At 59.3% G+C, this 21385-nt stretch carries 19 protein-coding genes and 1 pseudogene; 7 read left to right on the top strand and 13 right to left on the bottom strand.

Annotation, left to right across the window (positions count from 1 at the left end):
• Positions 1-466 precede the first annotated feature (466 nt).
• Positions 467-1213 (top strand): FadR/GntR family transcriptional regulator, encoded by a 747-nt coding sequence (locus ASD02_RS11975; RefSeq protein WP_057213676.1) that lies wholly within the window; start codon positions 467-469, stop codon positions 1211-1213.
• A gap of 326 nt (positions 1214-1539) precedes the next feature.
• On the opposite strand, the pseudogene ASD02_RS39740 reads toward ASD02_RS11975, so the two are convergent.
• Both ASD02_RS39740 and ASD02_RS11970 read right to left on the bottom strand, forming a co-directional pair.
• A pseudogene (locus ASD02_RS39740) lies at positions 1540-1721 on the bottom strand (hypothetical protein); the annotation flags it as partial.
• A gap of 114 nt (positions 1722-1835) precedes the next feature.
• The gene (locus ASD02_RS11970) at positions 1836-2447 is read right to left on the bottom strand and encodes a TetR/AcrR family transcriptional regulator (protein WP_057220890.1); all 612 of its coding nucleotides are present in this window, start codon (positions 2445-2447) and stop codon (positions 1836-1838) included.
• A 98-nt stretch (positions 2448-2545) separates the two neighbouring features.
• Between ASD02_RS11970 and ASD02_RS11965 the strand changes: the two genes are divergently transcribed.
• Both ASD02_RS11965 and ASD02_RS11960 read left to right on the top strand, forming a co-directional pair.
• Positions 2546-3631: an aldehyde reductase gene (locus tag ASD02_RS11965; RefSeq protein WP_082555526.1), complete on the top strand. Its 1086-nt coding sequence runs from the start codon at positions 2546-2548 to the stop codon at positions 3629-3631.
• A gap of 1 nt (position 3632) precedes the next feature.
• Positions 3633-4022 (top strand): nuclear transport factor 2 family protein, encoded by a 390-nt coding sequence (locus ASD02_RS11960; protein ID WP_057220889.1) that lies wholly within the window; start codon positions 3633-3635, stop codon positions 4020-4022.
• A gap of 115 nt (positions 4023-4137) precedes the next feature.
• On the opposite strand, the gene ASD02_RS11955 is transcribed toward ASD02_RS11960, so the two are convergent.
• From ASD02_RS11955 to ASD02_RS11915, 9 genes are all read right to left on the bottom strand, one after another.
• Positions 4138-5700, bottom strand: a complete 1563-nt coding sequence (locus tag ASD02_RS11955) for an ABC transporter substrate-binding protein (protein ID WP_225906352.1) — start codon at positions 5698-5700, stop codon at positions 4138-4140.
• Between the two features lie 118 nt (positions 5701-5818).
• The gene (locus ASD02_RS11950) at positions 5819-6643 is read right to left on the bottom strand and encodes a creatininase family protein (RefSeq protein WP_057213664.1); all 825 of its coding nucleotides are present in this window, start codon (positions 6641-6643) and stop codon (positions 5819-5821) included.
• 356 nt (positions 6644-6999) lie between these two features.
• On the bottom strand, positions 7000-7992 hold the full coding sequence (locus ASD02_RS11945; protein WP_057220888.1) for an oligopeptide/dipeptide ABC transporter ATP-binding protein: 993 nt from the start codon (positions 7990-7992) through the stop codon (positions 7000-7002).
• Complete coding sequence (locus ASD02_RS11940) at positions 7989-9008, bottom strand: ABC transporter ATP-binding protein (protein WP_057209719.1); 1020 nt, start codon at positions 9006-9008, stop codon at positions 7989-7991. Before ASD02_RS11940 ends, ASD02_RS11945 begins: the two co-directional genes overlap by 4 nt.
• Positions 9008-9916 (bottom strand): D,D-dipeptide ABC transporter permease, encoded by a 909-nt coding sequence (gene ddpC, locus ASD02_RS11935; protein WP_057209688.1) that lies wholly within the window; start codon positions 9914-9916, stop codon positions 9008-9010. The genes ASD02_RS11940 and ddpC overlap by 1 nt, the downstream gene beginning before the upstream one ends.
• Before the next feature lie 2 nt (positions 9917-9918).
• Positions 9919-10932: an ABC transporter permease gene (locus ASD02_RS11930; RefSeq protein ID WP_057220887.1), complete on the bottom strand. Its 1014-nt coding sequence runs from the start codon at positions 10930-10932 to the stop codon at positions 9919-9921.
• Between the two features lie 142 nt (positions 10933-11074).
• A complete protein-coding gene (locus ASD02_RS11925) occupies positions 11075-12646 on the bottom strand; it encodes an ABC transporter substrate-binding protein (RefSeq protein WP_244494207.1) in 1572 nt (523 codons plus the stop codon).
• Between the two features lie 91 nt (positions 12647-12737).
• Positions 12738-13370 (bottom strand): XRE family transcriptional regulator, encoded by a 633-nt coding sequence (locus ASD02_RS11920; RefSeq protein ID WP_025430711.1) that lies wholly within the window; start codon positions 13368-13370, stop codon positions 12738-12740.
• Between the two features lie 315 nt (positions 13371-13685).
• The gene (locus ASD02_RS11915; protein ID WP_057220885.1) at positions 13686-15143 is read right to left on the bottom strand and encodes a M81 family metallopeptidase; all 1458 of its coding nucleotides are present in this window, start codon (positions 15141-15143) and stop codon (positions 13686-13688) included.
• Positions 15144-15254: 111 nt separating this feature from the next.
• On the opposite strand from ASD02_RS11915, the gene ASD02_RS11910 reads away from it, so the two are divergent.
• Both ASD02_RS11910 and ASD02_RS11905 read left to right on the top strand, forming a co-directional pair.
• The gene (locus ASD02_RS11910) at positions 15255-16079 is read left to right on the top strand and encodes a M55 family metallopeptidase (RefSeq protein WP_057213648.1); all 825 of its coding nucleotides are present in this window, start codon (positions 15255-15257) and stop codon (positions 16077-16079) included.
• Between the two features lie 24 nt (positions 16080-16103).
• On the top strand, positions 16104-17342 hold the full coding sequence (locus ASD02_RS11905) for an FAD-dependent oxidoreductase (protein WP_057220884.1): 1239 nt from the start codon (positions 16104-16106) through the stop codon (positions 17340-17342).
• Positions 17343-17606: 264 nt separating this feature from the next.
• On the opposite strand, the gene ASD02_RS11900 is transcribed toward ASD02_RS11905, so the two are convergent.
• Entirely contained in the window at positions 17607-17870 is a 264-nt protein-coding gene (locus ASD02_RS11900) for a hypothetical protein (RefSeq protein ID WP_156407939.1), read from the bottom strand.
• Between the two features lie 71 nt (positions 17871-17941).
• On the opposite strand from ASD02_RS11900, the gene ASD02_RS38970 reads away from it, so the two are divergent.
• Positions 17942-18247 carry a hypothetical protein gene (locus tag ASD02_RS38970; protein ID WP_162249752.1) on the top strand — a complete coding sequence of 102 codons (306 nt, stop codon included), beginning with the start codon at positions 17942-17944 and terminating at the stop codon, positions 18245-18247.
• Positions 18248-18701: 454 nt separating this feature from the next.
• Here the strand turns inward: ASD02_RS38970 and ASD02_RS36975 are convergent, their stop codons facing one another.
• Positions 18702-19274: an MOSC domain-containing protein gene (locus ASD02_RS36975; protein WP_234908113.1), complete on the bottom strand. Its 573-nt coding sequence runs from the start codon at positions 19272-19274 to the stop codon at positions 18702-18704.
• A gap of 826 nt (positions 19275-20100) precedes the next feature.
• On the opposite strand from ASD02_RS36975, the gene ASD02_RS11885 reads away from it, so the two are divergent.
• Positions 20101-21276: a glycosyltransferase gene (locus tag ASD02_RS11885; protein WP_225906345.1), complete on the top strand. Its 1176-nt coding sequence runs from the start codon at positions 20101-20103 to the stop codon at positions 21274-21276.
• Positions 21277-21385: the final 109 nt, after the last annotated feature.

The raw sequence follows: 21385 nt of genomic DNA, 5'->3' as shown, positions 1-21385 counted from the left end.
ATTCCACCTGATTTTCTGCGAGCGCTTTAAAGCGCTTGTTTCGTTCCCGGAGCCATTCGCCTCGTCTCGACTGACAAGGTATCGCTGGCTCACTTACCGAGACCAAAGATTATTGAAATAGTATCTCATGTCAATACCGACGCAAGAGATACTACCTCTCAAGAGGCTGACGCATTTACATGACGATAATCGTATTAATTCAGCTATTTACAGTGACTTTTCAAGTTTCTGTCGGTGCGTGTTGCTAATCAGCGTCGAAAATATTTTTGAGTCATTTCCCATAAAGAGCTTTGAATAAGGCTCGCCGATATGCTCATCGAAGCCTGTGTGCGCACACTTTGAGTGCAATTACCGCGATACAGGTAGTACCACATCTTGAAGTAGTGCTATCTTGTCAGAAGGACAACGAAACCCTATTAATCGTCAAAAGCACCGGTAAAAGGTGACGCTAAGTAACGGGTGAATCTTGGACACACTGACAAGTCGGACCATACAAGCACTCAAGGCTCATATCATCGAGGGTGAACTCGACAAGGGCGATAAGCTTGGATCGCTTAATGACCTATCTCAACGCTTTGGCGTGAGCCGAACCGTCATTCGCGAAGCGATATCCGCATTGCGGTCTGATGGAGTAGTAGAGGCGCGTCATGGCGTCGGTGTGTTTGTACGGAATGTGCCCACGCCGGAAGATTTGACCGGCTATGATTCCGAGCTGGCACTGGCGCCGCTTCGCCGCCTCAAGACGTCATTCATCGACCTTCTGGAACTGCGAATGGCATTCGAGGTTCATGCGGCCGGTCTTGCGGCGACCCGCCGCTCCTGGGCACAGGAATCAAATATCTGGAATGCTGCCCGACAATTCGAGGCATCGATCGACGACGAAACCGCCCTCGACAATCTGGACTTTGTTTTCCACCGCTCGATCGCAGAGGCGACGAATAATGGTGCCTTTATAGAGTTCTTCAACTTGATGAGCCTTCAAATACTCCCGCAACCGGCATTCTCAAAGGAACTCAATCCGGCGCTCATCACGCCCGAGTACATTCAAAACACTGTGCGAGAACATAGGGCCATCTGCGAAGCGATCAGCAGCGGAAACTCCGAACAGGCCCGCGAAGCCATGCGCGCCCATCTAAACCGGAGCCATCTTCGGTACCGCGGCTTTTCAGACGGAGAAACTTCCCCGTTAAGCAATCTCGCCCAATCGCAATGAGCCGATGCGCTACATTGAATCGGCGCCAAGCCCTATTGAAGTCTAATGGCAGGCCAGAAACACCGGCACGAAAACAATGGCTCACAATCCCGCCGACCACCTGGCACTGAGCAATCGATTCTGGTAGCCGACGCAATAAGAGAGTATAATCCGCGGCGTTGAATGCAACATATCGCTCACGGCCTCTGATGTCTCCTGCTCAGGGGCCGTATTTCTGGAATTACCCGCCATCCGGCGGTATTCGGGAATGCTCACAGCGTGCGCAGCCGCCAGCGCCCCAATGAGAAAAAATCGCGCAGGCCGAAATGCACTCTTTTTTAAGAGCATTATCGCGCACCAGACGGTGCGGGTATGTGGGCTGCAATGGATTTTGGTTTCTTATCAGTCCATTCAGGGCGCGCGCCGTACTGGGCCGCGATTGCCCCGATCAGACCCTGTGCCCGGCGTCACACGCAGCATATTTGTGTTTGCCACCCAACCAGGACTGCAAGAGTTGCCGACTGCCGACGCCGCCGGCAGCTCGGGAAAATTGTGACCATCCTAAGCGGCCACAGCAGCTCTGCCAGAGACCGTTCGCGCGCGTACATCCGGCCACCCCCCACGTTGCCCCAACGTGAACGGGTTATCCGGTTGTTCCATCGGCATTTTTTTCTTCTGGTTTGAGCGCTACACTCAAAACACGCATCAATAGCCGCAACGCGTCATCCGACCGCCCATCGGCGCTGAAGCTGTGTTTGATGCCATCCATCGCAGCCGCAATCAGCGCGGCGAGGTCCGCGGGTGATACGTCTAATGCCTTCAGGTCGATCTCCCCTTGAGCTTGAGCTGCAGCCAGTACGTTTGCCAGGAGGTCAAGCAGCTTCGATCTGGCGGCAATCGTTATATCCTTTGCCAGTTTCAAATTGGTGTCGAAGAGTTCCTTGGCGTTATCGCTTTTGCTGAACGGAGCGATCAGTCCTTCCTGGAAGGCAGAGATCGCCGCCGCGATACGGTCCACGACATTTCCCGTGCGGCCAAGCGCGGCCTCAACCTCAGACATTGTCCGTTCGTGTGCACGCGCCGAGCCGGCCCGAAAAAGCTCCTCCTTAGTGTTGAAGGCAAGGTAGAGGGAAGCGCGCGAAATCCCTGTAGCACGAGCGATATCCGCCATGGTGGTCTTCTGAAAGCCGTACCGGGCGAACACCGGGAGCGCAGAATCCAAAATTAAAGCTGATTTGCGATTTTCATTTTCCATCTGGACATGTTGACGCCCCATGTCTGAAATGTCAAAGAGACAATTGGACAATATTAGTCCACTTGTCCAATTAGCCGAACTCACATCGGAGCACGATCATGAAAGAGGCGCGACCGCCACAACAAACCACAGTGCTAGTCACGGGGATCAGCGGCTTCCTTGGCGGGCATGTGGCGCTGCAGCTGTTGCAACAGGGTTATCGTGTTCGCGGAACGTTAAGACGGATGGCGTCAGCCCCTGCAACGATGTCCCGCTTTCAACCGTTCACCGAAAATCTCGGTTTCGTCGAAGCCGATCTGGATCACGACCTCGGCTGGGCGGAAGCCGTTTCGGACTGCGATTACATCATCCATACCGCATCTCCATTTCCGAGTGGCGCGGTGCGCGATCAGACAGGATTGATCCGGACAGCAAAGGAAGGGGCTCTCCGCGTGTTGCGGGCGGCCCATGCAGGCAAGGCGAAAAGGGTCGTCCTCACCTCATCAATCGCAGCCACCAATCATGGCAGCGGGCGTGCACCGTTCAGCGAAAAGGACTGGACGGACACAGAGAGCAAACGCGCGACACCCTATTACAAATCCAAGACTCTGGCCGAGCGCGCCGCTTGGGCGTTCGCCGAAGAACATGAACTGGCCTTGACCGTGATCAATCCGGGTCTCATCCTTGGTCCGTTGTTAGGCAATGACTGCGGCACGTCCGTCGGACTAATCAGGAAATTGATGAACGGCAAGTTCACGCGATTGCCGCGCTACGGTTGCGCAATCGCTGACGTTCGCGATGTTGCGCTCGCCCATGTCCGTGCGATGGTCGAGCCCGGGGCCACTGGACACAGGTTCATCGTCGGAGGCCGCGTCTTCTGGATGAGGGACATTGCGCACGTACTTGCCCAGTCCTTTCCAGCCTACACTTCCCAGATACCAACTGCGGAACTTCCAAACTGGTTGGTTCGAATTCTGGCTCTCATCGACGCCGACGCGGGGACGATCGTGCATGAGCTTGGAAGGGACCTCCGCATCGACACCTCAAAAGCAGAATGCGTGTTGCAATGGCGGCCGCGTCCCGAAGAAGAAACCATCCGCGCCTGCGGTCAAAGTCTGATCGAAAAAGGACTGGTGACCGCCCGCACCGCTGGCCGAGGATTTGACTTTCGCCGCGAAGAGCCAACGAAACATCCAGGAGATTAGAATGATAAACAATGTTCAGACCGAAGAAGACCGCATCCGTGAAAGCGAGCGCAGCCGATTGCGTGCGCTCGTCGCCGCCGATATCACTGCGGCGGCACCTCTTCATGCCGATGACTTCCAGTTAATTACCCCCATCGGCGTAGCTCTATCGCGGGAAGAATATCTCGGTGCCATCGCCGCCGGCCAGATCAAATACCGCGCATGGGAGCCAAGCGATATTGCCGTCCGTCTTTATGGCTCGGCCGCCGTCATACGCTACCGCGCTCGCCTGGAAGTAATCTTCAACGGACAGATCGTGCCGGCCGCAGACTACTGGCACACAGACACTTATGAAGAGCGCAACAGCCGCTGGATAGTTGTATGGTCTCAGGCCACGACCATCAGCCGCTAGTCAAATCGAGACTGGTAGCCGTTCCCATAAGCCCTTCGAGCCAGAAGCGGTCGAGTGATCCGCTTCAGGCCTTCAGGACCAACGGAAGGGCCATGCGTCGCCTAGAGTTGCGGGGTTAGTCCTCGATGTCGACCTGCTCGAAGCGATGCGAGCCCAATGGCTCCATCACGTAGTTCTTCACCTTTTTCGACATCGGCAGCACAACCGTGGAGTGGGCAATCGGAACCCAAGGTGCCTGATCGCTGATGATGGCCTGTGCCTCTTCGTATAGTTTCGTCCGCTCGCTTTGATCCGAGCTGGTCCGCGCCTTCTGGAAGATCTCATCGAGCGGCTTGTAGCACCAGTTGGCATTGTTGCTGCCGCCAACGCCAGAGCAGCTGAAGAAATAGCTGAGCAAATTGTCAGGATCGGCGTTGTCGCTCGTGCCGCCCAAGATGACGGCGCCATCGCGCGCTTCGTCGCGCACCTTCTTCAGATACTCGCCCCACTCGTAGGAAACGATTTCGACGCCGATGCCCACCTTGGCAAGGTCCGCCTGCATCAGCTCTGCCGCGCGGCGAGCGTTCGGCATATAGGGACGGCTGACAGGCATAGCCCAGATCTTCATCTTCAGATCCTTGACGCCGGCCCCATCCAGCAGCTTCTTTGCCATTTCCGGATCGTAGCTGTAGCCCTCTATTTTGCCGTTATAGCCCCACATCGTCGGCGGCAGGACGCTTTTGGCGACCTGTCCCATGCCCTGATAAACGGAACCGACAATCGCCTTGCGGTCGATCGCCATATTGATGGCGCGGCGTACTTCCAGCTTGTCGAACGGCGCGATCAAGGTATTCATCGCGAGATAGGAGACGTTGAGACCTGGCTGTTCCAGAACAGTAAGGTCCGGATTTGCCTTCAGCCCGGCCACGTCAGCCGGCGCCGGGTATGGAGCGACATGGCATTCTCCCGCCTGGAGCTTCTGCATGCGTGTCGTGGGATCGGTAGTGATCGCGAAGATGAGGTTGTCGATCTTCGGCGCGCCTGCCCAATAGTCTGCATTGGCCGCAAAGCGAATTGCCGCATCTTGCTGATAATCGACAAAGCGGAACGGCCCGGTTCCGACCGGCTTACGGTCAAGATCCTCGCGCCGTCCTTCAGCCGCCAGCTTGTCGGCATATTCCTTCGACATGATCGAGCCGAAGTTCAGGGCAAGCTTTGACGGAAGCGATGCATCCGGCTGCTTCAGGACGAACTTGACGGTCTTTTCGTCCACCTTGACGATGGCCTTGATGACCGATGGCATGTCCATGGCATTGAACATTTCCCAGTTGGCACCGGGGAAATAGCTGTTCCAGGGATCGTTCTTGTCCAACTGGCGATTATAGGTGAAGAGCACGTCGTCGGCGTTGAAATCACGCGTCGGTGTGAAGTCATCCGTCGACTGGAACTTCACGCCCTCACGCAGTTTCAGCGTGTATTCGAGATTATCGTCGGAAATTGTCCAGCTTTCAGCGAGGCCCGGAATAACCTTGGTCGTACCGCTTTCGAATTCGGTCAGGCGATCATAGATCGTCTCCGCCGAAGCGTCCCAAGTACTGTTGGCCGAGTAGAGCGCTGCATCGAACCCCTCTGGCGCGCCCTCCGAGCAATAAACGAGCGTCTTTGCCATGGCCGGTGTCAGGGCGACGCCCGAAAGCATCGTTGCTGCAAACAGAGAAACAACGGTCTTGCGCGTCCGTGCGAATTTTAGAGTCATTGGCTTATCCTCCCTCAGGAATGGAATGCGAGATGCCCGGCGAATGGCTCGCGCGCACAGGTCAATCGGCTTTGCCGGCCGTCGTGCCGAGGCCGCGACCGGGCGTCCAGACAGGGTCTGGCGCGGTCCAGAGCACATCGTTGCGGATCAGTTTCACCAGTTCACCCGCCTGCAGGTCGAGGAAGCGCTCGCCCTTGTCAGCTGTTGCACTGCGCGGATCGCCCCAGGTGCCGGTGACCGGCGCACGCTCGGCGAAGGAATAGAAGCGCGACACGTCCGCCGGCACATCGACGGGATGTTGCTGGTTGCCATATGCCTGCCCGAACATCTCGGTCTTTACCGCGTCCGGGACGATTGCCAACATGACAGATGCCTCGCCTTCGCAAGCATGATGCGCACCGGTGTCGACCTCGAAGATTTTCCCCGCCTCCTCCGGCGCCAGCATCCAAGGCGTCGTGGCGACGATCGGCATGGCAAACTCGACCGCCAGCTCACGCACGGCAACCGCGAGCGGATCCATGTTGCCGCCGTGTCCATTGACGATGAAGAGCCGTTGGAAGCCGAGCGTCTTCAGCGAGCGCACGATGCAGCGGATGACGCGGCTGAGCGTATCGTAGTCGAGCGTGATGGTTCCCCCGAAAGGCAGGTGGTGTTCGCTCATGCCAAGCCAGAGGCCAGGCAGAACGGCGACCGGGATATCATCGGCAACCAGACGGGCGGCGCGAATGGCCGCCGCCGATGCGCTGGCGGTATCGGTAATAACCGGCAGATGCGGGCCGTGCTGTTCCAGCGAGCCGATCGGCAGAATGGCGAGCGCCCCGGGCTTGCCGGCAATTTCGCGCAGGCTGGGTGCGGTCATGCGCGCCCATTCAACTTCCTTCGTCATGTCAGGCCTCTTTCATCAGATCACGTTCATGTCCGGATCGCAGGCGCCTGGACCGCCACACGCCTGACTGCGTCGGACCAGCATTCCGAAACATGCCCAAACGGCGGCCGACAGAGGGGCGCCGATTTGCGTTGGTTCGCGTCACTGTTATCTCCGGCAAGCAGTGGGTCGGGCTTCGCCTTCGCTCCGCCGAGCGAACAGCTCCAAATTTGCACAGTCGGAAATATCAATCAAATTATTTTTCGGATAAGAAAATTATATTTCTTAAAATGCCTACTCGAGCATCAATTCATCGAACCGCCATGCGCCGCCCATGCGGACGGAAGGCGGAACGCCCTATAGCGCTCGTCTGCGTCTCAACCCTCGGCCAGATGACACCTCGCCTGGCGCGGGCCATCGCCGAGGCGGTGGAGAACCTGCGGTGCCTCGCAGCCAGCAGCAGCCTTGGCGCATCGTTCCCTGTAGAAGCAACCGGCCGGCAATTTGCGGTTGTTTGGAAGCTCCCCGATCCGCACCTCGGCAAGGGTCGGCAAGGGGCTTGCGAAACTCGGAGCTGAGGCCAGAAGCGTTTGAGTGTACGGGTGCCGAGGATTGCCAAGAACCTCGTCGGCGGGACCTGATTCAACGATCTGGCCGAGATACATCACAGCGACATCGTCGCAAAAATGGCGCACCAGCGCGACATCGTGCGAAATCAAGAGGTACGTTAACCCCCGCTCCCGCTGCAATTTCAAAAGCAGGTTGACGATCTGCGCCTGCACCGACACATCGAGCGCCGATGTCGGCTCGTCCAACACCATGAGATCGGGATCCGTGCTGATCGCGCGGGCGATTGCGATGCGCTGGCGCTGGCCACCTGAAAACTCGTGGGGCAGGCGATCCAGATGTTCCGGCCTCAAGCCGACGGCAGCGGCCAGATGCTCCGCCTTCGCATGCAACTCGGCATTGCTGTGTCCGCCGCGAATGTGCAGCGGTTCGCTGATCAGCCGCCAGACCGGCAGCCGCCGATCGAGCGAGGATTGCGGATCCTGGAAAACGATCTGCATCTTCTGCCGCAGATCGCGCTTTTGCTTTCCCTGTGTTGCCTGCAAATCCTGGCCGTCGATCGTCACCCTGCCCTGCTCGTAAGGCGCAAGCCCGATGATCGCCTGGGCGAGCGTGCTCTTGCCGCAACCGGACTCGCCGACAATGCCGAGGCTTCTACCGCCGCGAACCTCAAGGGTGACGCCGTTGACGGCGTGCACATGCGAGGTGGGGCGACCGAGCCAGTCTCGGGACGCGGGGAAGCGGACTTTGAGATCGGAAACTTCCAGAACGGGCCGGGTTATCGTGTCAATACCTTCGGTCATTGCGGGCTCCCCTGCTCTGTTTCCGGTCCGACACCACGCCGCCAGCAGGCCACCTGTCGGCCATTGGCGCCCTCCAACTGCGGAGACCGGGATCGACAGAGATCAACCGCTTCCTTGCATCGTGGCTGGAAATAGCAGCCGGCAGGCGGGTGCATCAGGTTCGGTACCGCGCCGGTGATCGCTTCGAGTTCCTGCTTCGGCGCCACCCGTTCCGGCAGGCAGCGCAGCAGCGCCTGGGTATAGGGGTGCTGCGGCGCGTCGAGAATGGCTCGCGTCACGCCCTGCTCCACGATCCTTCCGGCATACATCACGTAAAGTCGATCGCAGAGCTGCGACACGACCGCGACGTTATGCGAGATGAAGATCACCGACGTCCCGGTCCGGCGGGCGCGGTTCTGGATAAGCCGCAGTATCACGGCCTGGACGGTGACATCGAGCGCAGTCGTCGGCTCGTCGGCGATGATGAGCCCGGGATTGCAGGAGAATGCCATCGCGATCAGAACCCGTTGCCGCATGCCGCCGGAGAGCTCGAACGGATAGAGCTTCATGACCCGCTCGGGCTCGCCGATCAGCATGTCGGCAAGAATATCCCGGGCAATGCGCCTGGCATCCGTCAAGCTTGCCTCCTCGTGACGCATGATGACATCAGTCAGCTGCTTGCCGATGCGGATCGTCGGGTTGAGCGCGTTCATCGGCTCCTGGAAGATGGTCGAGACCATCTTGCCGCGCACATCCTGCAGTTGGCTCTCGTTCATGGCGAGGGTGCTATGACCAAAGATCCTGACGGAGCCGCCGGTGATCCTGTAGCGCCCCTTGGGCAGCAGCCCGGTTGCTGCCATGGTCGTCACCGATTTGCCGCAGCCGGACTCGCCGACGATCCCGACGATCTCTGCCTTTGCGACATTGATCGACACATTGTCGAGCGCCTTGATCGCCCCGCTGAAGGTTGGGAACTCCAGCGACAGATTGTGAATGGCCAGCGCCTGACCGCGAGATTCAACAATACCGGTCGTCATCATCTGCCCCTCAAGCGCGGGTCGAGCATATCGCGGATGCCGTCGCCAACGAGGTTACATCCCATGGCCGTGATCAGAATGGCGAGACCCGGGAAGGTCGCGTACCACCACTGATCGAGCATGTAGCTGCGGCCGCTGCTGACGAGCGCGCCCCATTCGGCGGTGGGCGGCTGAGCACCGAGGCCGATGAAGCTGAGGGCGGCTGCGATCAGCACAACACCGCCAAGATCGAGCGTCGCCTGCACGATGATCGGCGACATGGCGTTTGGCAGGATATGCCAGCGCAGAATGTAGAGCGGCGAGGCACCGAAAGTGCGCGACGCCTTTACGAAGACCTGCTCGCGCAAGGACAGCGTTTGACCGCGGGCAAGGCGCACATAGGCGGGAATCCGCACGATCGCCACGGCTAGCATGGAGTTGAAGAGGCTGGGCCCAAGGGCCGCGGCCAGCGCCATGGCCAACACGAGCGCCGGCAAGGCAAGGACGACGTCCATCAGCCGCATGACGGCGGTGTCGACCCGTCCGCCGACCACGCCGGAAAAACAGCCGATCAGCACCCCAACCGACATCGAGATCAGGACAATCATGAAGGCGGCGCCGCAGGATGCCCTTGCCCCATAGACGACGCGCGAGAACAGGTCGCGGCCGACCTCGTCGGTACCGAACCAATGGGCAGCACTCGGTGGCAGCAGACGCGCCGTCAGCGAGACCTTGTCCGGGTTGTAGGGCGCGATCACCGGCGCGGCGATGATCATGATGAGGACGAGCAGGATGATGGCAGCGCCAACCAGGGTCAGCGGGCTCCGGCGGCTGAGGTACCAGAGATAACGCAGCCGCTCGGATAGGGACCTGGTCCTGCGCATTGCGGAACTCGCCGCGACAGGTTCGGTGGGGATTACGGCAGACATGATCAGACCTCCCTGATCTGGGGGTCGGCGAGCATGTAGGCGAGATCGACCAGGAGATTGATCAGCACATACCCAATGGAAGCGACGATCGTGAAGCCCATGATGGCGGGAAAATCGAGCGTCTGAATGGAGGTGACGACGTAGGTGCCCATGCCGGGCCAGGCAAAGATCGTCTCGGTCAGCACCGCGCCATAGAGAAGATCGCCAAGTGCCAGCCCGAGCAGGGTGATGGAAGGGATCAGCGCGTTTCTGAGCGCATAGTTGAAGATGATCATGCCCTTGCGCAGGCCGCTGGCGCGCGCAGTGCGAATGTAGTCTTCCTGCAGGACATCCAGCATCGAGGCGCGTATCTGGCGCGTGATCACACCCATATTGGCAAAGGCCAACACAAAGCCCGGCAGGATGATGTGGTAGACGGCGCTGCGGAAGGCATCGAAGCGGCCTTGCAGCAACGAGTCGATCAACAGGAACCCGGTGACGCGTTCGGGCGCAACGATGCCCATGGCCAGACGGCCGCTGCCGGGCAGTATCTGAAACTTGGCGTAGAAGAGATAGATCAGGATAAGGCCGAACCAGAATACCGGCATCGAGATGCCGCACACGGAGACAGTGCGCGCAATCTGGTCAATCGGACCGTCCTTGTAGACCGCCGACAGCACGCCAAGCGGTACACCCAGACAGATCGCGATGAAGAGCGCGACCGTTCCAAGCTCCAGCGTCGCCGGCAGGAAGGTGCGGATATCGCCGGCGACCGGGCGATTGGTCCGCAGGGACGTCCCCAGATCGCCCTGCAGCAGATTGCCGATATAGATGGTGAACTGTTCGACAACAGGTCGATCAAGGCCGAGATTGCGCCTGACGTTTTCAAGCGTTTCGGCGCTCGCCCGGTCGCCTGCGATCATGCGCGCCGGATCTCCCGGGATGAGATGGGAGATCGTGAAGGTGATGACGGCGACGCCTAACACCACGAAAAGCAAAAGTACCAGGCGCGGGATGATGATGCGGGTGATAGCCATGGACGTCAGCCCTTCCGGCAGGAGAACCCTGACCTTGCTTGGGAAACGATGAAACCCTGCCGCCACAGCCGTTGAGGCGGGCGGCAGGTGTTGCGTGGAATGAGGCCCGTCAAGGCCGCGGGATCGGCCTGATCCGGCTCCGTCATTCCGTTTTCGACATCGTTCCGAAGTTGTAGACCTGGATCAGCATGGGGTTGTAGACATAGCCTTGCACGACGGCGCGGCGGGCGAAGATGTCGTTCTTTTCCATGATGTAGAGATAGGGCGCGTCCTCAGTCGAGAGCTTCTGCGCTTCGGCATAGAGTTCCTTGCGCTTCTCCTCGTCGACGATGGATCCCGCCTCTTTCACGAGCGTGGTCACCTTGGTGTTGTCGTAGAAGGAACGGTTGCCCGGACCGCCCATTTTGTCGGCGTCGAACCAATAGTTCATGAACATGTAGGGGTCGGCGAAATCAGGCGTCCAGGCGCCGGGAGCCATATCGAATTTGCCGTTGGCCACCAGTTCGCGTTTGGTCGTGTCGGCGACCGCCTGCAGATCGAGCTTGATGCCGATTTCCGCAAGAGACGCCTGCAATGCAAGCCCGACCGGCTCCCAGGCAGGATCGGCTTGAGAGAAAGTGTAGGTCAGGCGAATGTCACTCTTGCCGGAGTCGGCGAGCAGGGCCTTGGCCTTCTCGACATCATATGTGTACTGGAAACCCTTCGGGTCGTGCCCCCACATGCCGCTCGGCACCGCGCCGCGCATCTGCTTGGCCTGGCCGAGCATGATGCCGTCTATGATGCCCTGATAGTCGACCGCATAGGAAATCGCCTGGCGAACCCTGGCGTCATCCAGCGGCGGCTGGCGGTTGTTCATGTAGATGTAGTTCACATACATGCTGGGATTGCTCTCGACCACGACGGAGGCGTCCTTCTGCAGCGCCTCCGCCTGATCGAGCGGGATCTGCTCGATGATGTCGGCATCACCGTTGGTCAGTTGAAGACGACGGGCCGAGACGTCGCCGACGATGCGGACGACCACTTGTTTCAGCGCCGGCTTGGTGCCTGCGTAGTGCTCGTTGCGATCGAGCACGATGCTCTGGTTGCGCTCCCAGGAAGCTATACGGTATGGGCCGCTACCTGCGGAGTGCTCCGCAAGCCAGGCCTTCGCCATGTCGCCGTCCTTCTCGTGCTCCATCACCTTGGGATTGATGATCGCCGCACCGGAGACGGCGAGTGTCGAGATGAAGGGCGCAAATGGCGCCGTCAGATGGAATCTCACCGTCTGCGGATCGACGACCTCGACCTCCTTCAGCACCGGAAACGCGTCGGAGGGTCCCGCCTTCAGCTTCATCAATCGATCGAAGCTGAATTTGACCGCAGCGGCGTCGACCGGTGTGCCGTCATCGAACTTGTGGCCGCTGGCGAGCTTGAAGGTCCACACGAGGCCGGCGTCGTCGGCAATCCAGCTTTCAGCCAGTTCGGGGCCGACCTCCGTTGTCGCACCCTTGTAGGCCACGAGCCTTTCATAGGCAGCGTAAATCAGTGTGTAGCCGCTGTTGCTGATTTCGACGCCAGGATCGGCGGTCGGCGGATCTTCCGCTCGCGCCAGTACCAGCACGTCCTGCGCAGCGATCGCGCCGGAAAGAGGCGTTGATGCCAGAAGCAAGGCGACGCCAATCGATTTCCACTTGGAAGCGTTCATCTCGTAGTCCTCCCCAGAACTGCGGCGCACGATGCCCTCCCGGCACCGACCGCAGCACTAGAGTAGGAAACGATTTTCCTAAGTGCAATATTTTTTCTTATCGTACTCGTTTTTAGTTACATTAGCTTGTGAGCTTGGTCGTTTGTGCGTTCGCCAAGGTGGAGACCAATTCGGTTTCCGGGGTCGAGCAAACGCACAGGATTTGCGCAGGTTCTTCGCTCACGCTGAGATAGGCGTGCCCCGTCATGGCATCGAAATAGCAGGAATCGCCTTTCTTGAGCCGTAAGGGCGCATAGATCTCGGTATGAAGTTCGAGTTCCCCTTCGATAACGTAGAAGAACTCCTCGCCCTTGTGCCGGATAAGCGGCCCGAACTCCTCGAGCGTGCGGGCCCGGGCCACCGCCACGATCGGAACCATCGACTTCTTCGAAATCTCCGTACAAACATAGAGATAGTCGTAGTTTTGTGTGATGATCTCCCGCCCATCGCCGGATCTGGTATAAGTGCGGCGCCCCAGCATACTGGGGGCTTCCTCAGCACCCGCCGTGGTCCCGAAAAGCTCGACGATATCGACCTTGAGGCCCTGGGCGAGCTGAATCAATCGGTCGTAGGTGAGCTGCATCTGGTTGTTCTCGACCTTGGAAAGGGTCGAGACCGCAAGCCCGGTCATGGAGCTCACCTCTGCCAGCGTCCAGCGGTTGCGGTTGCGAATCTCCTTCAGGATATCGCCGAGGCTGGATTTCGCATCGGTCATCGTTGGCGTCTCCAATTTACCTGCAGCCGTTCCGGACCGCGTGCCGCTCTCGGCTCAGCCCGCGACGCGGGCAGAATCCGACTGGCATGATAGGAAAACCATTTCCTATAATACTTGGCCGAAATCAACATCGGCTTGAAAAGCAATCCCATACTAGAGCATCCCGCTTTCACGTGGAATCGCCGAAGGTGGATAAGATGCCCTAGAATCAAAGTGCTAGAGCGCCGAGCGACACCCTTGCACCCAGGCGTCACCGGCACGACCCAATGGCTGCCAAATCTTCGCCGCGCTGAGCCGCGCCAAATGGCATCCTTTCTACTGTGCGAACGGGTCGCCGACCTTCGGCCAATAGGGGCGTCTCAATTTTGTGAAGGGCAGCTGTTCAAAGCTGGGTTGCAAGGCGCCGGGGCCGCCGACATAGAGGATTTCGCTGGCGATCGGTTCAAAGCCGGCGCGGAAGTGGTTGCTCGACTTCACCACGACAATCTTCCTCTGCGCCGGGTTCAAGCCCAGCGCCGTCATGCATTCCGGGTGGAAGACTTGTGTGCGCACGGTGTTCAGCACGATGTCGATGCCGCCTGCCGTAACCCACACCGCGTCGCCGATCCCGAGCGGCGTCGGCCCGAAGCGCTGGGTAACGCCGGAGGTGATGCGCCTGACATTCACGGTCAGATCCAGGGGGTCGCCGGAGGCCGGCCCGACCTTGCCGCCGATCCTCAGCGCCAATGTCGCCCCTTCTCCCGCCTCGCGGCACATGCGCACCGCAATCGGGTCCCAGTAGAGGCAGGTCGCCACGTCCTCGATGCCGCGTTCGATGATGCGGCGCAGGATGAAGGTCGAGTCTCCGGGCGCCCCGCCGCCGGCATTGTCGGAGACGTCCGCCAGCACGATCGGTCCGCTCTTCGCGGCGACGGCCCGATCCAGCGCGTCATCGATACCGAGGTAGGTGCCGCGCATTTCCTCACGCGCATCGAATATCTCTCTGCCAAAGGCCTCCGCGGTCCGTGCCGCCTTCCCTGTATCGTTGTCGGTCACGACGAGCATCTTGGCGCCGACATCTTCGACGTCTCCCCAGGGAAAGCCGTGACCGAAGGAGACCGAGAGAATGCCATCCTGCCCCTCCATCGCCTTCATGCGGTCGACAATGCCGCGCAACGGCGCGCGATGCGGGTGGAAGGTATTGATCATCCGGCAGTCATAGAGGCCCATCACCGGCCGCACTTCGCCCGCAAGGGTTCGCTTCATCAACCGGAACAATTGGTCGGCGACCTCCTCGATGTCGGTGTGCGGATACTCCTTGTAGGTGGAGATCATGGTCGCGCTCGAGAGCATGCGATCGGTGATGTGGCAATGCAGATCAAGCTCGGCAGCAACCGGGACATTCGGCCCGACCACTCCGCGCACATGCTCGAGCAGATCCCCCTCAACATCGTCATAGCCCTCGGCAACGCAGGCGCCGTGCAGGGCAAGCATGACCGCGTCGACCGGCATCGCCGCCTCGAGGTCGCCGAGGATGGTGGAGCGGAAGCTTTCATAGACCGCCCGCGTGGTCTTGCCGCCGGGCTCAGCCACGGCGCAGAGGCTCTCCACCACGTCCCAGGCTTCTTCGTCGGCACCATTGCGCCAGACAGACATTTGCGACGAGCAGCAGGTGAGCGGCCTGCTGGTGGCGTCGCCATAGGCGATCAGGTTTTCCCGGAAGGCCTCAAGGCCCGTCTGCATCGGCGAAAACGTATTGGTTTCGGTGTCCAGCCCCGCAATAAACAGTTTCATTTTTGCCTCTCGCCAACAAAGAAAGATATTTTCTAATCATAAAACTATGTTTATCGTCGGAAAGTCAAATGCATCATTCGCGCCATCGCGCGGCTGGCCGGGGAGGCAGGAATGCGCATATATATTTCCGCGGATATCGAGGGGATAGTCGGGGTCGTCAGCCGCGACCAGCTGATGCCGGAAGGTTTCGAATACGAAAACGCGCGCCGTTGGATGACAGATACCGTCGTTCACGCCTGCGAGGCTGCTCACGAGGAAGGTGTGGAAGAGGTTATCCTCAGCGATTCCCACGGAAATGGCGAGAGTATCCTAATTGACCGTCTGCCCGACTATGTGCAAATCGTCCGCAGCTGGCCGCGGCCGCTAATGATGATGCAGGGCGTCGAGCTCGGTTCCTTCGTTGGTGCGATGCTTCTCGGCTACCATGCCGGGGCAAGTCATCAGGGTGGCGTGCTGTCGCACACGATCGGCGGCACAGCCTTTGCCGAGGTGCGGATCAACGGTGTCGTCATGCCGGAGGCCGGCATCAATGCTGCCATTGCCGGGCATTTCGACGTGCCGGTCCTGCTCGCCTCAGGCGACAACATCGCCTTGGACGAGATCAAAGCGCGTATCGGCGATATCGTGACGGTGCCGGTCAAGCAGGTTTACAGCACACAATCGGCGATATCGTTGACGCCGGCCGTCGCGCATCGCCGGATTCGCGAGGGCGTCAAAGCGGCGCTGGCGAGAGCCGGCGCGGCGAAACCGTTCAAGTTGGAAAACCCGACGCTGGAGATCGTGTTCCGAAATCGCCTGCCGGCCGAATATCTCTCTTACCTCAAGGGCGTCGAGCGCACCGACGGTTATACGATCCGCTACCAGGGCGACGACATGATCGACGTCTCGCGCTTCATCCAATTCGTGGTCGGCTACAATTCACGCCTGACTTTCTGACCAACTCCGCTACGGAATCCCGCCATGACCACCTCCATTATCCTCGGCGCCGGCATGGTCGGCGTCTCCACCGCGCTTGCATTGCAGGAGAGCGGGCACCAGGTGGTGCTGCTGGATCGCCAGGCACCAGGGCGGGAAACAAGCTATGGCAACGCCGGCATCATTCAAACTGAAGCCGTCGAGCCCTATGCCTTCCCACGCAGCTTGAACGAAATTGCCAGGGTGGCGCTCAAGCGCGGCAACGACGTCGATTGGCGGCTTGGCGATATGCGACGTCTGGCGGGGCCGCTCTGGCGCTATTTCACACAGTCTGCGGCTGCGCCTTACGCGAGAACAATTGCTGCCTATTCCCAGCTCGCGCTGCGCGCGAGCGACGATCACGCGCGCTTCATCGAGCCCGCGGGTGCTGGTGAACTGATCGTGCGGCGGGGATGGCGCGCTGTCTATCGTACGCCCGCGAATTTCGAAGCAGCTGCCGCGGCCGCGGAGCGGCTGAGGCGTGTCTACGGCGTGCCCTCAGATGTGCTTGGTGCGGACGAACTTGCGGCGAGCGAACCCGCGCTGCTGCGTCGGCTTGCGGGTGCTGTCCATTGGACCTCGCCTTGGACCTGCCGTGACCCGGGCGAACTGGTTGCGCGCTACGCCGCTCTCTTCGTGGCGCGCGGCGGGACGCTGGCTCGGGGTGACGCCATGACGTTGCAGCAGAATGGTGCCGGTTGGCGGGTCTTGTCTGAGGATGGCGTTGTCGGCGCTGAAAACGCGGTCATTGCCCTGGGACCATGGTCGCCGCCGCTTGCGAAGATGTTCGGCTATAGCATACCCATGGTGTTCAAGCGCGGTTATCACAGGCATTTTTCAGGCCCGGACGGGCCGCGCGTCTCAATGCTCGATGTCGACAATTCCACGTTGATTGCGCCGATGAATGCGGGATGGCGGGTTTTGACCGGCGCGCATATTGCGCCGCCGGGATCAGCGCCTGCCTCGCGACAGATTCGACACGCGACCAGCGCTGCGCGCGAGCTTTTTGCGCTGGGCGAGCCCATCGAACCGACGCCATGGTCGGGTACCCGCCCCTGCATACCCGACATGCTGCCTGTCGTCGGCCCGACCCGGCATAAGGGCTTGTGGTTCCATTTTGGTCACGGCCATCAGGGCTTCACATTGGGCCCGACGACCGCATTCCTCCTGGCAGAGTTCATGGCAATGGGCCGCTCGCATCCCCTTACTCTCCCCCTGCTGCCGTCAGCGCGAGGTTGGGCGTAACGCAGCCGCAAAGACCACGACGGATTGTGTTGGGGTGGATTTTGGGATGTTGATCATCGACGTTGACCGATTCAAAACACCTCCCGCTCGAAGAGCGAAGCCCACTCCATCGGAGCCTTTTCCTTTTCGGCTCCCTCCGGCGGAGCGACAATCGCAGCCTGCGCGAGGGCAATTCATTGTTGACGAGACCCGCATGCATTTTTGCCGCGCCGTGGCCAACTGACCGGGTCAACTACCAGCGTGATGTCGAACCGACAGCAACGCCTATCGGCTGCTCTTAGGAAGCTCTTCGTCGAAACGGGTCTTTTCGCGCCCCGGGTCGTCGTCGAGGATCTCCTCCTCGCTGTCTTCCGGCAACGCTTCATCCGGGTCCATATTGGCTTCATCCCGGCTCGGAACCGGCGGCACGCGGCCCTGATCGGACGGCGGATTGTCGGCATCGTGCAAAGGGAATTCGCCGGACCGGTCTGGCAACGGAATCGTCTCGGGAGGGCTCGATGTCCAGTTCTGTTCCTTCGGATCGCTCATCATCTGACTCCTTTCCTGTTGGAAAGTGAACCGACGGCCATCGGGAATGTTCCCTATCGGGAGGCATTCTTATGCCGATCAGATCCGATCGCATGAAGCTCTACCCCGGCGGCGGAACACACTCGAAGGAATGGAAGGCCTTCCGCGCCTCCCTAATCGAACGCGCCCGCAACGCTTGCGAGGGCAGGCCAAAGCTCCCGGAATGCCGCGCCGCCAACGGCCAGCCTCACCCGAAGACCGGCAGCAAGGTTGTGCTGACGATCGCTCAACCCCTGCGAATGCGCCGGCGGCGAGAGCCAGTGCGTCGACCCTCCCCGCGGGTGGACCGTAATGATCTCTTCGCCATCCATGGCCATCAAGCCGGAGAATGGGTTTGAACCATGCGGCTCAGGCGTGGAGCGGTGGCAGAAAACAGTTCTGTGTGCGGGACCGGGCAGTCTTTGCCAAGCTCTTGCAATCACACGGCACTTTGTTGGCCGATCACTGTTGGCCAGCCCCTTCGCTTTACTGATGCTCATAGCCGTGGAGGTCTGCCGGGGGCCGCGGATAGGGATTAGCAGCGCGATCGAGCTGCTATGGCGTTTCGGAGAACGGGGATCGGTCCATCTAAACCAGCGATTTCCCGAGCCTGCTCCTTGGAAAGCAACCGAGGCGGCCTTTATTGACCGATGCTAAGCGCGGCACATCCAAGGTCCGTAAAGTGCGGCGCAGAGAATGGGACCCAGCTGGTATCGGCGCGTTCTCCGTTAACGTGGTCCGCTTGGCGGCTCACCGGGTCAGTCGGGGCGTAGCTGAGAACGGACATCTATTCCGGGGCAATTATCATTTCGCCTAGAACTTGATGACGCCATCCGAGAGAGAAGCCCGCAGCTTGTAATGTACCGGTACCGACCGGTAGCGTTCGATCAAATCGGGCGATGCCTTCTTGCCATAGTGTACCATCATTTCTGGCATCAAAATGCGCTCTCCCGCGAACGCTTCGTACCTCACCAACGCTCCTGCAGCGATACGGCCGGGTTTGATGATACGACAATAGAAGCCGGGTCGAGCAGCATTGATGTACATTTTTGAGAAACAAGGGTCATCCATTCTTTCGCAAAGGATTCGGCATGGCATCCGAGGTGCTGTCACTTCCATCACCAGATCGCCGGTGGTGAAACGATCCCCGGCCGCTACGACTTGATTGTCCAGTCCTTCAAGGCAAAGATTTTCGCCGAAAAGTCCGTAGGCAATGGATCTGTTCAGTTTCTTTTCCCACCAGGCACGGCTCACATCTCCCTCGATGTAGATGGCCTGGTCGGGGCCGCCGTGGTGCTTCCGGTTGCAGACAGCGTCGCCTTCAAGTCCTTCACATCCAACTAACGGGCTGTGGCGGGTCGGACGTTTGTTGATTCCGGTTTTCATCCGGTTGCCCGGTCTTACTTCCGCTTTCCCAGTGCACACCGCCAGCACTCTCAGTTCTCGAATCCCGCCCGGCATTTAGAGCATTGCGATCATTATTGCGATGGCCACCATCGCAAGTACTGCTACGCCGACGTGAAGAAAGTGCGCTGCGCTGCTGTTGCTTTTAAAGGTTCGTGCCATGATATCACCTCGTCAGTAGACAAGTTAACGCGCGGCTTGTGTGATGGTTCAAGCCTTCCCGCTCCAAGGCTATTTTAGCGCGCACGCGAGCATCTTGCCGCTCGTCTTGAGGCTTCCTATCTCAAGTAGCGTCCTCGACATGGAGCCTCGAGATGGATGAGCTTGCAGCGAATGGCGTTCCCGACGCCGAGATCGAAGTAATCCCGCCCGCGCGTGATGAAGTTCCCGCGGGAAACACAACCGTATGCCTTTGTTGTCAAGAAGTGCGCTCGGCCTCGCGAATGGACGCCGATGGCTGCGGTATTTGTGACGAGTGCCTGGCGCCATCATTTGAGGGGTTATTCGCACGGGAGTTTCGAAGTGAAACGGGCGTGATCAATCGCCCTTTGCGGACGTGGGCGCCGTAAGCCTGTCAAAGCGGGTTGGGGACAATGACTAGCCAGAGCGCGGCGACGCGAGTGGCTCCTTTTCCCACGTCCTCACCCCTCATTTTTGAATATTAGAATAAAAACACATGAAGTTGCCTCGCTTCGGAACAAATGCGCACCGCGCTGGTTAAAGCGCGACCTACGGAATCCTAAGAACCAATCGATCCCCCCATGATCGTCGACAAGACGCTCATGAAAACATGCGTGTGAACTCAGATATGCGGAAAGTAGTTGTCATCAGCGATTTTCAGGACGGTTGGCCTCCTGCTTCTGCGGTTCCCACCAAGGCCGAACGTCTACTGACCTGGACGACGCGATTGAAGGAAGAGCAGGAGGAGTGGCAGTCTGGGGACCATGAAATCGTGGTAGAGGGCGGCTATCTGGAGCGTCTCCCTTTGGCGTGCCTCGCTCAAGGAATGGTTGATCGCGCGGAAATCTGGAGCCACTGGCGTAACAACGCCCCACCCGATGAATGTCCTGCTGAGGCGCATTTGAAGCGACGCGTCTTCATCTTGAACGGCCCGGATCATCCGTTCTCCTCTGATGATATGCTTGCTCACATTGAGGTTTATGGCGCTCCTACCATCCTTTGCGTCTTAGGGCTGGGTGTCAGTGAGGAAATACTTCTCCCCTGCCATCGCAGCTTCAAAATCTATAACTCGATAGATGCGCCCGCCCTGCGAATTCCGTCCAACATAAGCCGTCACTTCGATCTCATCCTGTCGGCTTCCAAAGAGCAGAGCGACGAGATCCGCGCGCGCCATCCAGAGACGCAGATCGCCATCCTTCCGATCGGACCCGAGTTCGCGTCCCCCTCCACGTTTTATCCAATCGAAGGACCGAAGGATTACGACGTCATTTATGTAGCCGCTGCTCAGCCCTACAAACGTCACGACATTCTGTTTGCAGCATTGAGCCGTTTGCCACGAACCGTGCGCACGCTTTGCGTATTCGGTTATGGCGAGGACGCAGCGGCATTGCGTCAAGACGCGGCCGAACTCGGACTGAACGCCGATTTCGTCGGACCTCCGGCCGTGCCCATCGCGGAGGTCAACCGTTTGATGAACCGAGCGCGCATGGGCGTTGTCTGCGGTGTCGATGACGGAGCGCCAGCGGTGCTCACCGAATACATGCTGGCCGATCTGCCCGTTCTTGCCAATGCTGCGTTGCGCTGCGGGCTCCAATATATCACCCCAGAGACCGGCGCCGTGGCCACAGCGGACCGGTTTCATCTGGGCATCGCCAACATGTTGACGCGGCTTGAGGATTTTACCCCTCGCGCGGCGGTCCTGCGTCAATGGACGTGGCACCATTCGATCAGAAAACTTCAACAGTTGATTGCAGCCCATCGTTCAAACCAAGAGAGGAGCGCGCGGGACTCAGAGATCGTTTGATCATTCGAACGTCTGAAGCGCGGTTGATTTATGAATATATTGCCAAATTCTTTATCAACAGATGAGATCCACCGAAATTCTGATGTACCGCTAATCTGTTTTTCCCATC

It is taken from the genome of Ensifer sp. Root1252, from assembly GCF_001425885.1.
Lineage (GTDB): Bacteria > Pseudomonadota > Alphaproteobacteria > Rhizobiales > Rhizobiaceae > Ensifer > Ensifer canadensis.
This window is presented reverse-complemented; position numbering and strand designations above follow the sequence as displayed.

Bases quoted from the DNA above. Each gene is read 5' to 3' on its own strand.
- ASD02_RS11970 (WP_057220890.1), bottom strand. From the start codon at position 2,447: ATGGAAAATGAAAATCGCAAATCAGCTTTAATTTTGGATTCTGCGCTC.
- ASD02_RS11965 (WP_082555526.1), top strand. From the start codon at position 2,546: ATGAAAGAGGCGCGACCGCCACAACAAACCACAGTGCTAGTCACGGGG.
- ASD02_RS11960 (WP_057220889.1), top strand. From the start codon at position 3,633: ATGATAAACAATGTTCAGACCGAAGAAGACCGCATCCGTGAAAGCGAG.
- ASD02_RS11955 (WP_225906352.1), bottom strand. From the start codon at position 5,700: ATGCTTTCGGGCGTCGCCCTGACACCGGCCATGGCAAAGACGCTCGTT.
- ASD02_RS11950 (WP_057213664.1), bottom strand. From the start codon at position 6,643: ATGACGAAGGAAGTTGAATGGGCGCGCATGACCGCACCCAGCCTGCGC.
- ASD02_RS11945 (WP_057220888.1), bottom strand. From the start codon at position 7,992: ATGACCGAAGGTATTGACACGATAACCCGGCCCGTTCTGGAAGTTTCC.
- ASD02_RS11940 (WP_057209719.1), bottom strand. From the start codon at position 9,008: ATGACGACCGGTATTGTTGAATCTCGCGGTCAGGCGCTGGCCATTCAC.
- ddpC (WP_057209688.1), bottom strand. From the start codon at position 9,916: ATGTCTGCCGTAATCCCCACCGAACCTGTCGCGGCGAGTTCCGCAATG.
- ASD02_RS11930 (WP_057220887.1), bottom strand. From the start codon at position 10,932: ATGGCTATCACCCGCATCATCATCCCGCGCCTGGTACTTTTGCTTTTC.
- ASD02_RS11920 (WP_025430711.1), bottom strand. From the start codon at position 13,370: ATGACCGATGCGAAATCCAGCCTCGGCGATATCCTGAAGGAGATTCGC.
- ASD02_RS11915 (WP_057220885.1), bottom strand. From the start codon at position 15,143: ATGAAACTGTTTATTGCGGGGCTGGACACCGAAACCAATACGTTTTCG.
- ASD02_RS11910 (WP_057213648.1), top strand. From the start codon at position 15,255: ATGCGCATATATATTTCCGCGGATATCGAGGGGATAGTCGGGGTCGTC.
- ASD02_RS11905 (WP_057220884.1), top strand. From the start codon at position 16,104: ATGACCACCTCCATTATCCTCGGCGCCGGCATGGTCGGCGTCTCCACC.
- ASD02_RS11900 (WP_156407939.1), bottom strand. From the start codon at position 17,870: ATGAGCGATCCGAAGGAACAGAACTGGACATCGAGCCCTCCCGAGACG.
- ASD02_RS38970 (WP_162249752.1), top strand. From the start codon at position 17,942: ATGCCGATCAGATCCGATCGCATGAAGCTCTACCCCGGCGGCGGAACA.
- ASD02_RS36975 (WP_234908113.1), bottom strand. From the start codon at position 19,274: ATGAAAACCGGAATCAACAAACGTCCGACCCGCCACAGCCCGTTAGTT.
- ASD02_RS11885 (WP_225906345.1), top strand. From the start codon at position 20,101: ATGCGGAAAGTAGTTGTCATCAGCGATTTTCAGGACGGTTGGCCTCCT.